Origin of the sequence: Pseudoalteromonas sp. NBT06-2 (assembly GCF_002276045.1) — a bacterium.
Classification (GTDB): Bacteria; Pseudomonadota; Gammaproteobacteria; order Enterobacterales; family Alteromonadaceae; genus Pseudoalteromonas.
The window spans coordinates 1-13,791 of record NZ_NQMR01000098.1; the positions used below are offsets into that span (position 1 = coordinate 1).

The window sequence follows — 13,791 nt, forward strand, 5'->3', positions numbered from 1 at the left end:
TAGAAGGCGCTTCAGTGACTGAAAAACCTGATGAAGTCGCTGTTGATGATGACATAGATGCTTTATTAGAAGGCACTTCAGTTACTGAAGAATCTGATGAAGTCGCTGCTGCTGCTGACATAGATGCTTTATTAAATGAAGTGGCAAGTGAGGAAAGTAGTTCAGAGGGAACAAATCAGTTTGAGGTTCAAGATGAGGAGAATGATTTAAACGATTTAGATAGTTTAGATGATATTGACGCATTATTGGAAAGTGATTTAGAGGAATTAACTGAAGTTTTAAATGAGCCAGAGTTTGGAACTGAAATAGCACAACAAGAAGATGTGCCTTTAGAGACTGATTTATCAGAAGAAAAGCAGGCCTTAGCGGACGATGAATTTGTGCATGAAAATTTAGATAATTTTGAAGCGCAATTAAATTCGAGTTCTGAAGATTTAGAAATTGATTTAGGTGATAACCCTTTATTAGAATCTGATGATTTTGATTTATCTACTGAGGATGAATCATTTAGCGAAGAGCGAATATCTTTAGAGCAACAACATGTCGATTCTCCAAGTGAAGAACTTGAAGAATATCCAGAGCTGGCATTGGATGACGCCTTGGCTGAAATCGAGGCAAATGAAGGGCCAATTCAACTTTCTCAGGCTGAGATAGAGCTTGCTGAATCAATGAGAACACAGACGTCATCAAATGACATTGAAGATGATTTTGGTTTAAAAGAAGAAGTATTAGATAGTTTTTCACTCATTGAAGATGATGACTTGGATTCTGTAGAGGATGATGAAGATTTATTCAAATTATCATCAAATGATTCTAAGCAAGGAGATGACCTTCAACAGCTTGAAGCTGAGTTAATGTCTACGGATCAAAATTTATCCGAGCCAAATGTTGAGCAGGAAATCAATGAAGTTGAAATGAAGCTTGAAAGCTTATTAGATGAAGATAGCAACGATGCTTTATTAGAAGAGCAAAACGACCCTGCTAGTATTAATGAATCTTTGAGTGATTTAGATAATACAGATTTTGACTCTTTACTTAATGAATTGGCTGAGCCAGAAGATCTTACTAATTTAGATTCTCAAGAATTTGAAATTGACTTTGATAGTTTATTATCTGAAGAGAATACTTTAGAAAATGCAATTGAAATTGATGATGATCTTGAATTAGAAAATACTTTAGATGGTGACTCTGATTTTTTAAACATTACAGATTTAATTGAAGAAAGTGACGATATTGAACCTATTGATGAGCCATACGATAATATTGATATGGATGTTGGCTTAAGTGAGTTTGATGAATTATTAGCTGGTGAAGATAGCCTAGATGTTGATGCTCAAAATGGTGGTTATTCAGCCAAGTTAGATTTAGCACTGGCATATATAGAAATTGAAGATTTTGAAAGTGCGGCTAAAGCCATACAAGATGTTATTAATAATGGTCCGCCAGAAGTACAAAGAGAAGCTGAACAATTAAAGAAAAAAATTAAATTATAATTTAAAATATAATGTATAAAACCCTAAAATACCGTGATTTATAGCTGTGTTTTTTATTTTTTAGATAATTGTTAATTGTATTGGTCTAGTCGCATTTTTAGCTTAAATGGGTATAATACGGCGCTTTAGTAGTTTCTATTGGATAAATATGCGAATAGCACTTGGTATTGAATACGATGGTTCACAATATTATGGTTGGCAGCGCCAAGATAATGTGAACAGTGTACAGGAAGAGGTTGAAACCGCACTTTCCAAAATTTGTAATGAAAAAGTAATTGTATTTTGTGCTGGCAGAACTGATGCAGGCGTGCATGGTACTGGTCAAGTTGTGCATTTTGAAACAACTGCTATACGAGATATGAGTGCATTTACATTAGGTATGAACTCTTTATTACCAGATACAGTTGCTATTCGTTGGGTAAAGGAAATTCCTTTTGATTTTCATGCACGCTATAGTGCTGTAGCACGACGTTATCGTTATATTATTTATAACAGCCCATTAAGACCGGGTATTTTAAAAAATGGAGTCAGTCATTATTATCAGCCTTTAGATGTTGAAAAAATGCAACAAGCCTGTCCATATCTAGTAGGTGAACATGACTTTACTTCTTTTCGAGCTATTCATTGCCAAGCTAATACACCTAATCGTAAAATAATCCATTTAAAAGTAGATCGTTATGGTGATTTTATCGTAATTGATGTGAAAGCGAATGCATTTTTACATCATATGGTAAGAAATATAACCGGATGTTTGATTGATATTGGTCTATATAAACAAGAACCAGAATGGATGAAAGAAATTTTAGAAATAAAAGATAGAACTAAAGCGAGCGCAACAGCAAAAGCAGGTGGTTTGTATTTGGTTGATGTGGAGTACCCTGAAAAGTGGGGATTAGAAAAAACGCATCCAGGGCCATTATTTTTACCTGACTTCTAAACTTGATATGTTTAGCAGACAGCTAAGACCAGTTTTTTATACCTAAGTTGTAGAAATCATGTTTTAATTGGTAAAATTTTTCTGCTTGTACAGTTGTACTGACAGAGAACAGCCTAATTTTATAAGAATTAAGAGAATCGCACATGAGTTGGTTAGAAAGAATCTTACCTAAAACAAAATCTTCTGGTCGTAAAGAAATTCCAGAAGGCATATGGGCAAAATGTGGAGACTGTGATGCTATTTTATATAAAGCGGAATTAGAAAAATCACTTAACGTTTGTCCAAAATGTGATCATCATATGCGTCAAAGTGCCCGCGGCCGTATTGAGAATTTTTTAGACTCTGCTGATAGAGTAGAGCTAGGAGTCGATTTAGAAGCACAAGATTTATTAAAGTTTAAAGATTCTAAAAAATATACAGACCGTCTTACCTCAGCTAAAAAAGTAAGTGGGGAGAAAGATGCATTAGTTGCTATGACTGGCCGCCTAAAAGGGATACCTGTTGCTGTTGTGGCATTTGAATTCTCATTTATGGGAGGTTCTATGGCATCAGTTGTGGGTGCGCGTTTTGTTGCAGCTGTGAATAAGTGTTTAGAAAATGACATGCCTTTAGTCTGTTTTTCCTCTTCTGGCGGCGCAAGAATGCAAGAAGCTTTAATGTCTTTAATGCAAATGGCTAAAACAAGTGCTGCACTTGCTAAAATGAGTGAAAAAGGTTTACCTTATATTTCAGTTTTAACAGATCCAACAATGGGCGGTGTTTCAGCTTCTTTGGCTATGCTAGGTGATGTCAATATAGGAGAACCAAAAGCATTGATCGGTTTTGCTGGTCCGCGTGTAATTGAACAAACAGTACGTGAAACATTACCAGAAGGTTTTCAGCGTAGTGAGTTCCTTTTAGAGCACGGTGCAATCGATATGATAGTTGACCGTCGTGAAATGCGCGATACTATTGCTAGAATTGTAGCTAAATATATGAACTTACCTTCAACAGAACAAGAACATAGAGTTGCTTAGTTTTGTCGCTTTTGAGCTGCATTTTATATAAAATGCAGCTCAAGCCAAGATTAATTACAAAAGTGAAATTATGTCACACTGTATTTTAAGCCAATCATCAAGCCTTGATGATTGGCTTTGTTATTTAGAAAGTATTCACCCTGCCAATATAGAAATGGGTTTAACTCGTGTTGAAAAGGTTGCTCAGCAGCAAGGTTTATTAAATTTTTCTAGTAAAATAATATTAATAGCAGGTACCAATGGTAAGGGAACAACAGCGCGTTGCCTAGAGGCTATGCTTCTTGCTCAAGGATACTCTGTTGGTACATATGCTTCACCTCATATCTTTCATTACAATGAAAGAGTCAGGATCAATGGTGAGAAACTAGGTAATCAAGAACATGTGGATGCATTTCATTCTTTAGAGCAAAGTCGTGGTGCAATAACATTAACTTACTTTGAATATGCTACATTAGCAGGTTTAGAAATATTTAAACGTCACCAAGTAGATTATATTTTATTAGAAGTTGGTTTGGGCGGTCGATTAGATGCAACTAATATTGTTTCTCCAGTGGCATCTGTGATCACTACGATTGATTTAGACCATAAAGATTATCTTGGCGATACTAGAGAGTTAGTTGGTTTTGAGAAAGCAGGCATTTTCAGAAAAAATATGCCCGCTATAGTGGGGGATTTAAATATACCGCAATCAGTAACTGACTTTGGTGAAAAAATATCTGCAAATATGTTTTTATCTGGTACAGATTTTAAATATATCGATAATGGCTCTTCATTTGAGTGGATTTTTGAATCTGATAAGGTTGAATATCAGAAACCCGCAATTCCAGCACAAAATGTTGCCACTGCATTAACAACACTTAAAACTCTAAACTTGTTACCAAACCATAAAATAATATCTCAGGTAATAAATGAACTCAAAGTAGAAGGGCGATTTGAATGCTTGAGTCAATCACCATTAGTTTATGTTGATGTGGCACATAATCCTGAATCAGCACGTTATTTAGCTAAGCAACTGCAACCTTTTAAATCACAAGAGTATAAAATAAATGCGTTAGTTGGCATGCTCGAAGATAAAGATCAAAAAGCAGCATTATCAGAATTAGTAGAGGCTGTCGATAATTGGTCTATTACGACCTTATCATGCTTTAGAGGTGCAAACTGTGATATTTTAGCGAAGAAGTTAGCATGTTTAGGAATAAAGGATGCTCAAAAATTTGCGTCTGTTGACAATGCATTAGATAATCTTTTACCGCAGATGCAAGGAACAGAAAAAAAAGGCGAAAAACAACTTTTGATTGTTTTTGGTTCATTTTACACTGTAGCAGATGCAATGCTTTTTTTTAGCTAAGAGGAAATTTAGGTGAATTCAGGGTTTATAAATAGATTAGTCGGTACAATAATTGTTGTTATTGCTGCAGTGGTGTTTATTCCAAATATTTTAGATGGTGAAAAGGTTAAATTTAAAGAAGGCTTTAAAACGATACCAGATCGCCCTGAATTTAAAACAGTTGACTTGGATTTAGAGCAAGCTCAATCAGAGTTAGAATCTAAATTACCAGATACTTCAACTGAAATAGTCGATGAAGTAGCCTTAGATGCAAAAGCTGAGCAATCATTAGATGAGATCTTGGAGCAAACTAAAGCACCTAAAAGTAACATTGATGAGGTTAATGCTGTTTCAAAGACTGATGTTGTACAGGTCAATACTTATAAACCTGAGCCTAAAGTTGAAAAGCGAGCTCAAAGCTCAAATCTAACCGGTTTTGCTTATGTAATTCAATTAGGCAGCTTTTCTCATAAAGCAAATGTAGCAAGTTTATTAGCAAAATTAAAAAAATCAGGTTTTACAACTTTTACAAAACCAATATCTACCCCCTCGGGACAATTAACAAAAGTTTTTGTGGGACCTATGATTAAAAAATCTGATTTAGAGCTCAAATTACCTGAATTAAAAAGACTTACAGGCCTTAATGGTAAAGTTACTATATTTGATGTTACAAAATGATCTGGTATTTTGGGCGAGTGTCTTATAAAATGCGCCCGAAATTAACAAAGGCTAATTTATATGATTTGGGTTGATTATGCCATTTTAGGCATTATTACACTTTCTGCTATGATCAGTTTGATCAGAGGTTTTATAAAAGAAGCGATCTCCCTTGCTATTTGGGTTGCTGCCTTTTTTGTCTCTAGCTTTTTCTACGAGCATTTAGCTGCCTTTCTTACACCCATTTCTGAACCTTTATTAAAAAATGCCGCTGCTATCTCAATTTTATTTGTAACGACACTTTTCTTAGGCGGTTTATTTAACTTTATTTTGGGTAAACTAGTTGAACATACAGGCTTATCAGGCACTGATCGTATTATCGGTCTCGCATTTGGTGCACTTAGAGGTGTATTAGTTGTTAGTGCTATATTATTTTTTCTAGATGCTTTTACCAGCGCGCCAAAAACGTATTGGTGGGAGACTTCAACGTTAATCCCTGAATTTGGCTTTGTTATTGAATGGTTTTTTGCATACCTGGAAAATAACTCTAGCTTTTTAACTTTAGTAAACACTTAGTCTGCAAGGATAAATAACATGTGCGGTATTGTTGGTATAGTCGGGAATTCTCCTGTTAATCAAGCAATTTATGATGGCTTAACGGTGTTACAACATCGAGGTCAAGATGCGGCCGGAATAATCACCATTAACAACCATACTTTTAGTTTACGTAAAGATAATGGTTTAGTGAAAGATGTGTTCCATACTCGCCATATGAAGCGTTTACAAGGCGATATGGGCATAGGTCATGTTCGTTACCCAACTGCAGGATCATCTAGTTCAGCTGAAGCGCAACCATTTTATGTGAATTCACCTTTTGGTATTTCTTTAGCACATAATGGTAACTTAACGAATGCTGAAGCTTTAAAACAAGAGTTATTTTCAGTGGCGAGACGTCATGTCAATACAACGTCTGATTCTGAAGTTTTATTAAATGTTTTAGCACATGAAATTGCCTTAACAGAAAAATTAAGCTTAGAGCCTGAAGATATTTTTAAAGCGGTAACGGCTGTCAATAATAAAGCTGTAGGTGGTTATGCTGCTATTGCCATGATAATCGGTCAAGGCATGTTAGCATTTCGTGATCCAAACGGGATCCGTCCATTAGTGTTTGGTAAAAGAGAATTAGATACTGGCACTGAATATATGTTTGCCTCTGAAAGTGTTGCATTAGATAGCTGTGGTTTTGAATTTATTCGTGATGTTGCGCCTGGTGAAAGCATTTTCGTAAATAACGAAGGCCAATTGTTTTCACAACAATGTTCAGAGCATGCTGCTTATTCTCCGTGTATTTTTGAATTCGTTTATTTCGCACGTCCTGATTCAACTTTAGATAATATTTCTGTTTATGCTGCACGTGTAAATATGGGAACAAAGCTAGGTGAAAAAGTTGCTAAAGAGTGGGCTGATAAAGAAATAGATGTCATCATTCCTATTCCTGAAACATCATGTGATATAGCACTTGAAATGGCAGCTGTATTGAAAATTCCATATCGTCAAGGGTTTGTTAAAAACAGATATATCGGCAGAACATTTATCATGCCGGGACAAGAAATGCGTAAAAAATCAGTTCGTCAAAAACTTAATGCAATTGGCCGTGAATTTAAAGGTAAAAATGTATTATTAGTTGATGACTCAATTGTTCGTGGTACGACATCTGCACAAATTGTTCAAATGGCACGAGAGTCTGGTGCTAAAAATGTTTATTTTGCATCCGCAGCACCTGAAATTCGTTTCCCAAATGTTTATGGTATTGATATGCCATCAGTAACTGAATTAATTGCGCACGGTCGTGAAGTTGAAGATATTAACGAATGTATTGGTGCTGATGGTTTAATTTTCCAATCATTACCAGATTTAATTGAGGCGGTTTCAAAAGAAAATAAAGATATTAAGTCATTTGAAACTTCAGTATTTAATGGTCACTATGTAAGTGGTGATATAGATCAGGCATATTTAAATCATATCAATGATTTAAGAAATGACTCTGCAAAATCAGATAATGAGCAAGCAATGTCATCAGGTCTTGAATTACATAATCAAGATTCTGTAGATTAAACAATCTGCAGCACATCTTTACATATGATTAGAGTGTTTAGAATAATGAAAAAGGAGCTATTTAGCTCCTTTTTCATTATAAATGAGAAATTATTACTTACAAAGTAGTATCACGTAGTGGATTAAATAGAAATGCGAAGCAGATCTATTAAGCAAACATAGGCCCATAACCTGTTGTCCACATCATAGCGGTCAATGCTAAAATACATACTAGTAAAATCAAACCTGATGTAACCACTGAACTTGCATAAATAAAGCCTCGTTCTTCAGGAATATGCATTAATATTGGTACACCGGTGTATAGTAAATAAACAGAATAAGCTAAAGCAAAACAACCTACTATTACAATAAACCATAGCACAGGGTAAAATGCAGCAAAAGCAGTCATAAAAATAGGAGTTGCGGTATATGCAGCGAGTTCTAGAGTTTGTGTATAGGTTGGTTTTGCACCAAATGTTTTTGCCATCCAGTGAGCCAATAACCCTAAAGCACACACGCCACCAATTAATGCAAAATACATTGCAACAGCAATAAATATTGCGCTGGATTCAGTAAGATAGATGGGATCGCCCGTACCGATACTCCACCCTAAATGGACTGAAGAATAATAACCCATAATGGATGGGATCAAAGCAATCAATAAAATATGTGAAATACTGTATTTTAAACTTTCATGTCTTTTGTCAATAGTTTGCCATTCATCTTTTGGATGCGCATATATTCCCCATAGGTGATTTAATATCATAATTTATACTTCCTTCTTATTTTAAGTTGTTTTTATTAGTCTTCCCTTTAAGGTATTGTTGAATGTTAATATTTTGTCAAGTTTACAAGATTCTTTTCCATTGTTGTAATACATAAAGTTTTATTTAGAAGTTTTACAAGTGATAGAGATCAAGATGTCCGAGTTTGATTATGATAAAATGTGCATTTAAATTTTAGTTTTTTTATATGAGACTTTCATGACGAACGAACAGTTATTAGCACCAATAAAATCATTTTTACAATGCGACACGCCTGATGAATGGATCATAGAAGCTAAAAAATCAGAAAACTTAAAAATATTATTATTAGATCACCTTCTTTGTGAGCTTAAAGCAGGGCAAACGGCAATGTGGTTAATTCGTAAATATGCAGTAGATAAAGAAAGTGGTAAAGCTTTGCTTGAATGGTTTCAGCCATATGAAAAGTTTGTATATAAAAAAGAAGGTACTTTAGAGAGTTTAGCTGAGCACTATAAGTTATCTAAGGCAATTGTACCTAAGAGCAATTCAGTATTTGGCCAGGACTTAATTGATAAAATGGTTTTATTAATTAAAGAAGAGTTACATCACTTTTATCAAGTATTAGAAATAATGACTGATAGAGGTATTGCTTATGAAAATATTACTGCAGGGCGATATGCCAAGGGAATGATGACACAAATACGCACCCATGAGCCTGCAATTTTGATTGATAAATTAATTTGTGGCGCATACATAGAAGCACGCTCTTGTGAGCGTTTCGCAAAAATTGCACCGCATCTAGATGATGAGTTAAATAAATTCTATGTTTCTTTATTGCGTTCTGAAGCCCGTCATTATCAAGATTATTTAAATCTAGCACAGCAAGTCGCGGGTAAAGACGTTGATATCAGTGATAGAGTGAAGTTTTTTGGTGAAGTTGAAGCACAACTTATACAATCAGAAGATGATGATTTTAAATTTCACTCTGGTTTACCTGATTTTTAATTTTTTCTTTACTCTAAATCGGTAAATATTAGTTCTTGAGTCTCTTTTGTAACAACTAAATATGAACCTTGTGTATACCAGTCACCCAAAACAATACGCTTTGCTGGTGTACCATCAATATTGTGGAAATGTACTTTTGGTCTGTGGGTATGGCCATGTATCATTAAAGTTGTTTGATATTTTTTGAAGGTATCAATAACGGCTTCATTTGTTACATCTAGTATCTCAGGAGCTTTATCCATTTGAGAAGCTTTACTACGTTCTCTTGCTTTTTTAGCAACACTTTTACGATAAAACAACGGCATCGTTAACATGAGTTTGGGCCACCACCAACTACGACTCTTTTGTCTGAATTTTTGATATTCAAGATCTTGAGTACACATTTCATCACCATGGAGAATTAACGTTTTTGTGCCATATAAATCGATAATAGTTCTTTCGTCTAGTAATTGTAGGCCTGATAATTCAGCATATTTATTGCCGACTAAAAAATCTCTATTACCATGAATAAAGTAAACGGGAATACCTGAATCATTTATTGCTTTTAAATTTTCAGCTATTTTGAGTGTCAAAGCTGTTTGATAATCATCACCTATCCATATTTCAAAAAAATCGCCAAGAATATATAGGGCATCAAGTTCATCATTAACTTGATTATTTAAAAAATTAAAAAACGCTTTGCTGATATCAGGTCGAGACTCTGTTAAATGTAGGTCGGAAATAAATAAGGTTTTATTCATAAATAAATTTGCTTCGCATATTTATTAGGGCGACTTCGTGAAGAAAAGAATAAGGCCACTTCGTGAAGAAAAGAATAGGGCTAAAATAGATTAGCCCAGGTAAAATTACACTTCAACTGTTACTTTTGTAATAATAACATCTTCAAGAGGTACGTCTTGATGAAAGCCTTCGCTTCCAGTTGCAACATTTTTGATAGTTTCAATTATATCTAGTCCTTCAACAACTTCAGCAAATACACAATATCCCCAACCTTGAGAAGTTTCGCTTGTGAAATCGAGAAAGTTGTTATCGTTTACATTGATGAAAAATTGTGCTGTAGCTGAATGTGGATCAGGCGTACGAGCCATTGCAAGTGTACCTTTCTTATTAGAAAGGCCATTTGTTGCTTCATTTTGAATTGGATCTTGAACAGTTTTTTGTTCCATACCAGGTAAAAAGCCACCACCTTGAACCATGAAACCATCTATTACACGGTGAAATATAGTACCATCATAAAAACCTGAATTAGCGTACTTTAAAAAGTTTTCTACTGTTTGTGGTGCTTTTTCAGCGTTTAATGCGATTTTTATGTCACCGAAGTTGGTATGTAAAGTAACCATGAGATTTCCTAACTTAAATAGAGAATTTATTTTATGTGTATTCTATCTAAATTCGTTATGAACCACAAAGTGATATAATCAGGTGCAGTTGTATTTTAGTTATTTTTTGATAAATATATTCACGTTATAAAAGGGTATAGAGCATGTAACCTGCAAGTGATAAGATAGCTTATAAGTAGGCAAAAATTCCCAAAAGTGAAGGATTTTCAGTAAATGGTACAAATATACAACACACTAACAAGACAAAAAGAAGCGTTTAAACCCAGAGTCGATGGCAAAATTGATATGTATGTGTGTGGTATCACCATTTATGATTATTGTCATATAGGTCATGCAAGAACATTTGTTAGTTTTGATGTTATTGTGAGATATTTCAGGTATATCGGTTTTGATTTAAAATTTGTACGTAATATTACAGATGTAGATGACAAGATCATTAATCGCGCAAATGACAATGGTGAAAAAATAGATGACTTGACTAAACGCATGACTAAAGCTATGCATCAAGATTTTGATAATTTAGGGATGTTACGTCCGGATGTAGAGCCAACAGTAACAGAGCATATACCTGAAATAATTGAAATGGTTGAACGTCTTATTAATAAAGGTCATGCGTACGTTACAGCAAAAGGAGATGTGTTATTTAATGTTTCTAGTTTTGAAAACTACGGTCAATTATCTCAACAAGACTTAGATATGCTACAAGCAGGTTCTCGTGTTGAAGTTGATGAAAATAAAAATTCACAGCTTGATTTTGTATTATGGAAAAAAGCGAAAGTTGGTGAACCTTTTTGGGAGTCTCCATGGGGAGCAGGGCGTCCAGGCTGGCATATAGAATGTTCAGCTATGAGCAGTAAACATTTAGGTGAGCATTTTGATATTCATGGTGGTGGTTCAGATTTACAATTCCCGCATCATGAAAATGAAATAGCACAATCATGTTGTGCCAATAATGGTCAATACGCTAATTCTTGGATTCATACTGGCATGGTTCAAGTAAATAAAGAAAAAATGTCTAAATCATTAGGTAACTTTTTCACTGTAAGAGACGTCTTAAAAAAATATGATGCAGAATCTGTGCGCTATTTTTTAATTTCAGGTCATTACAGAAGTCAACTTAATTATTCTCAGGATAATTTAGATCAAGCTCGTTCATCATTAGAGCGTATTTATACCGCGCTTAGAGGTGTCATACCTGTTGCGGTTGAATTAAATGATAACGATTATGTGATAAAGTTCAAAAAAGCAATGGATGATGATTTTAATACACCTGAAGCATTATCAGTAGTTTTTGAATTAGCAAAAGAGCTTAACCGTATTAAAGAATCAGATGAAAATAAAGCATCTGAGCTGAGTTATATATTACGTAGTTTAGGAGAAGTATTAGGTATAGCGCAACAAGTGCCTACAGATTTCTTACAAGGTGAGCAAGAAGATGACGAAGTTGCGATTATTGAAGCTTTAATAAAACAACGCAATCAAGCAAGAGTTGATAAAGATTGGCTAATGGCCGATGATGCCAGAGATAAATTAAATGAAATGAAAATTGTTTTAGAAGATAGTGCAGTTGGTACTACGTGGAGAAAGGCTTAATAAAGTAACAATTTAAACTTGTAATAATAAAACCGCAAATATTGCGGTTTTATTTATTTCATTTCGCTCCTCGAAGGGAAATCGCTTAGTGGCGATTAAGAAAACAGCTTAGCAAATTTCTTAGCTGTGATATTTTTCACATGCTTCTAAGGTATTTTCGATTAAGCTTGCAACTGTCATTGGGCCTACGCCACCTGGTACTGGCGTGATAAAACTGGCATTGTTTTGTGCAATATTATATTCCACATCACCTACTAATTTACCTGAATCTAAACGGTTAATACCTACATCTATCACAATAGCGCCTTCTTTAATCCAATCACCAGGTATAAATGCAGGTTTACCAACGGCAACAACAACAAGATCAGCACGACGAACATGCTCTTCCAAGTCTTTTGTAAATTTGTGACAGACAGTTGTGGTACAACCAGCTAATAAAAGCTCTAAAGACATTGGGCGGCCTACGATATTAGATGCGCCAACGACAACAGCATGCATACCTCTATATTTAACACCAGTCGAATCTAATAAAGTAATGATACCTTTAGGTGTACAAGGGCGAAGAGCAGGCATACGTTGCGCTAATCGACCTATATTATAAGGGTGAAAACCATCTACATCTTTATGTGGTGTTATACGCTCTAGTACTTTTTCTGAATTTAATCCTTCAGGTAAAGGTAGTTGAACTAAAATACCATCTACTTCAGGGTCATTATTTAATGAGTCAACTAGATCTAAGATTTGCTGTTCAGTTGAATCTGCTGGTAGGTCATAAGATTTTGATACGAATCCCACTTCTTCACAAGCTTTACGCTTTGAACCTACATATACTTGACTGGCAGGATCTAAACCTACAAGTACAACAGCTAAGCCTGGAGTTCGTAAACCATTTTCTACACGCTGTTTTACTTTTGAGGCAACTGCATTTCTAACTTGTTTAGCAATTGCTTTACCATCTATGATGTTTGCCGTCATGGGTGACCTTTAAATTTGGGGTTATAGGACTTTTAATACATGTTATTTTCTCATGAAACGCGTGATGCGCCAAGTAAGTCTACTGTAGATAATAAAGATAATGATATTTACAACTCCAAATTTGGTAAAGATTAATCAAAAAAACGTAAAAAACAGTCAGTATGATTTAATTTTAGGCACTTAGAGTAATTTATTAAAAAAAGATTTGACCTCCATACATCAAATCTCTATTATGCACCCCGTTGCCAACGAGGACTTACTCAAAGGTAACTGGATATTCGGCGATTAGCGCAGTTTGGTAGCGCACTTGGTTTGGGTCCAAGGGGTCGCAGGTTCAAATCCTGCATCGCCGACCACTTTATTTATGGTTAAATAAAACGCGCCCTTAGCTCAGCTGGATAGAGCAACGCCCTTCTAAGGCGTGGGTCGAAGGTTCGAATCCTTCAGGGCGCACCATCTATTGTGATATTCAAAGATTTAAGTTATGGCGGTTGTAGCTCAGTTGGTAGAGCCCTGGATTGTGATTCCGGTGGTCGCGGGTTCGAGCCCCGTCAATCGCCCCAATTTAAATCATAAATCTAGAAATTCGGCGATTAGCGCAGTTTGGT

13 protein-coding genes and 3 tRNA genes are annotated in these 13,791 nt (G+C 35.1%); 12 read left to right on the top strand and 4 right to left on the bottom strand.

The window, feature by feature from the left end; genetic code table 11:
• From CJF42_RS17325 to purF, 7 genes are all read left to right on the top strand, one after another.
• The coding region (locus tag CJF42_RS17325; protein WP_286203506.1) for a FimV/HubP family polar landmark protein at nucleotides 1-1,493 on the top strand (1,493 nt) is incomplete at its 5' end.
• 148 nt (nucleotides 1,494-1,641) lie between these two features.
• A complete protein-coding gene (gene truA, locus CJF42_RS17330; RefSeq protein WP_095367887.1) occupies nucleotides 1,642-2,430 on the top strand; it encodes a tRNA pseudouridine(38-40) synthase TruA in 789 nt (262 codons plus the stop codon).
• Between the two features lie 143 nt (nucleotides 2,431-2,573).
• On the top strand, nucleotides 2,574-3,446 hold the full coding sequence (accD, locus tag CJF42_RS17335; protein ID WP_095367888.1) for an acetyl-CoA carboxylase, carboxyltransferase subunit beta: 873 nt from the start codon (nucleotides 2,574-2,576) through the stop codon (nucleotides 3,444-3,446).
• Between the two features lie 70 nt (nucleotides 3,447-3,516).
• Nucleotides 3,517-4,794 carry a bifunctional tetrahydrofolate synthase/dihydrofolate synthase gene (folC, locus tag CJF42_RS17340; protein WP_095367889.1) on the top strand — a complete coding sequence of 426 codons (1,278 nt, stop codon included), beginning with the start codon at nucleotides 3,517-3,519 and terminating at the stop codon, nucleotides 4,792-4,794.
• 12 nt (nucleotides 4,795-4,806) lie between these two features.
• Nucleotides 4,807-5,451, top strand: a complete 645-nt coding sequence (locus CJF42_RS17345; RefSeq protein WP_095367890.1) for an SPOR domain-containing protein — start codon at nucleotides 4,807-4,809, stop codon at nucleotides 5,449-5,451.
• A gap of 60 nt (nucleotides 5,452-5,511) precedes the next feature.
• Nucleotides 5,512-6,006: a CvpA family protein gene (locus CJF42_RS17350; protein WP_095367891.1), complete on the top strand. Its 495-nt coding sequence runs from the start codon at nucleotides 5,512-5,514 to the stop codon at nucleotides 6,004-6,006.
• Nucleotides 6,007-6,024: 18 nt separating this feature from the next.
• On the top strand, nucleotides 6,025-7,545 hold the full coding sequence (purF, locus tag CJF42_RS17355; RefSeq protein WP_095367892.1) for an amidophosphoribosyltransferase: 1,521 nt from the start codon (nucleotides 6,025-6,027) through the stop codon (nucleotides 7,543-7,545).
• Nucleotides 7,546-7,693: 148 nt separating this feature from the next.
• Here purF and CJF42_RS17360 read toward each other — a convergent pair whose 3' ends face one another.
• On the bottom strand, nucleotides 7,694-8,290 hold the full coding sequence (locus tag CJF42_RS17360; protein WP_095367893.1) for a Yip1 family protein: 597 nt from the start codon (nucleotides 8,288-8,290) through the stop codon (nucleotides 7,694-7,696).
• A 217-nt stretch (nucleotides 8,291-8,507) separates the two neighbouring features.
• On the opposite strand from CJF42_RS17360, the gene miaE reads away from it, so the two are divergent.
• A complete protein-coding gene (miaE, locus tag CJF42_RS17365; protein ID WP_095367894.1) occupies nucleotides 8,508-9,275 on the top strand; it encodes a tRNA isopentenyl-2-thiomethyl-A-37 hydroxylase MiaE in 768 nt (255 codons plus the stop codon).
• A gap of 8 nt (nucleotides 9,276-9,283) precedes the next feature.
• Here miaE and CJF42_RS17370 read toward each other — a convergent pair whose 3' ends face one another.
• Both CJF42_RS17370 and CJF42_RS17375 read right to left on the bottom strand, forming a co-directional pair.
• Nucleotides 9,284-10,015, bottom strand: coding sequence for a UDP-2,3-diacylglucosamine diphosphatase (locus tag CJF42_RS17370; RefSeq protein WP_095367895.1), 732 nt, complete (start codon nucleotides 10,013-10,015; stop codon nucleotides 9,284-9,286).
• A 105-nt stretch (nucleotides 10,016-10,120) separates the two neighbouring features.
• Nucleotides 10,121-10,615 carry a peptidylprolyl isomerase gene (locus CJF42_RS17375; protein ID WP_095367896.1) on the bottom strand — a complete coding sequence of 165 codons (495 nt, stop codon included), beginning with the start codon at nucleotides 10,613-10,615 and terminating at the stop codon, nucleotides 10,121-10,123.
• 213 nt (nucleotides 10,616-10,828) lie between these two features.
• Here CJF42_RS17375 and cysS point away from each other — a divergent pair, with 213 nt between their 5' ends.
• Nucleotides 10,829-12,208, top strand: coding sequence for a cysteine--tRNA ligase (gene cysS, locus CJF42_RS17380; protein WP_095367897.1), 1,380 nt, complete (start codon nucleotides 10,829-10,831; stop codon nucleotides 12,206-12,208).
• Between the two features lie 120 nt (nucleotides 12,209-12,328).
• Here cysS and folD read toward each other — a convergent pair whose 3' ends face one another.
• Nucleotides 12,329-13,183, bottom strand: coding sequence for a bifunctional methylenetetrahydrofolate dehydrogenase/methenyltetrahydrofolate cyclohydrolase FolD (gene folD, locus CJF42_RS17385; protein ID WP_095367898.1), 855 nt, complete (start codon nucleotides 13,181-13,183; stop codon nucleotides 12,329-12,331).
• Nucleotides 13,184-13,462: 279 nt separating this feature from the next.
• On the opposite strand from folD, the gene CJF42_RS17390 reads away from it, so the two are divergent.
• From CJF42_RS17390 to CJF42_RS17400, 3 genes are all read left to right on the top strand, one after another.
• Nucleotides 13,463-13,539 (top strand) — tRNA-Pro (locus CJF42_RS17390).
• Between the two features lie 23 nt (nucleotides 13,540-13,562).
• Nucleotides 13,563-13,639, top strand: a tRNA-Arg gene (locus tag CJF42_RS17395).
• A 31-nt stretch (nucleotides 13,640-13,670) separates the two neighbouring features.
• Nucleotides 13,671-13,746: transfer RNA gene (locus tag CJF42_RS17400), tRNA-His, on the top strand.
• Nucleotides 13,747-13,791 lie beyond the last annotated feature (45 nt).

What these genes read in the sequence shown, in the direction of transcription:
- truA (WP_095367887.1), top strand. Translation starts at nt 1,642, where the DNA reads ATGCGAATAGCACTTGGTATTGAATACGATGGTTCACAATATTATGGT.
- accD (WP_095367888.1), top strand. Translation starts at nt 2,574, where the DNA reads ATGAGTTGGTTAGAAAGAATCTTACCTAAAACAAAATCTTCTGGTCGT.
- folC (WP_095367889.1), top strand. Translation starts at nt 3,517, where the DNA reads ATGTCACACTGTATTTTAAGCCAATCATCAAGCCTTGATGATTGGCTT.
- CJF42_RS17350 (WP_095367891.1), top strand. Translation starts at nt 5,512, where the DNA reads ATGATTTGGGTTGATTATGCCATTTTAGGCATTATTACACTTTCTGCT.
- purF (WP_095367892.1), top strand. Translation starts at nt 6,025, where the DNA reads ATGTGCGGTATTGTTGGTATAGTCGGGAATTCTCCTGTTAATCAAGCA.
- CJF42_RS17360 (WP_095367893.1), bottom strand. Translation starts at nt 8,290, where the DNA reads ATGATATTAAATCACCTATGGGGAATATATGCGCATCCAAAAGATGAA.
- miaE (WP_095367894.1), top strand. Translation starts at nt 8,508, where the DNA reads ATGACGAACGAACAGTTATTAGCACCAATAAAATCATTTTTACAATGC.
- CJF42_RS17370 (WP_095367895.1), bottom strand. Translation starts at nt 10,015, where the DNA reads ATGAATAAAACCTTATTTATTTCCGACCTACATTTAACAGAGTCTCGA.
- CJF42_RS17375 (WP_095367896.1), bottom strand. Translation starts at nt 10,615, where the DNA reads ATGGTTACTTTACATACCAACTTCGGTGACATAAAAATCGCATTAAAC.
- cysS (WP_095367897.1), top strand. Translation starts at nt 10,829, where the DNA reads ATGGTACAAATATACAACACACTAACAAGACAAAAAGAAGCGTTTAAA.
- folD (WP_095367898.1), bottom strand. Translation starts at nt 13,183, where the DNA reads ATGACGGCAAACATCATAGATGGTAAAGCAATTGCTAAACAAGTTAGA.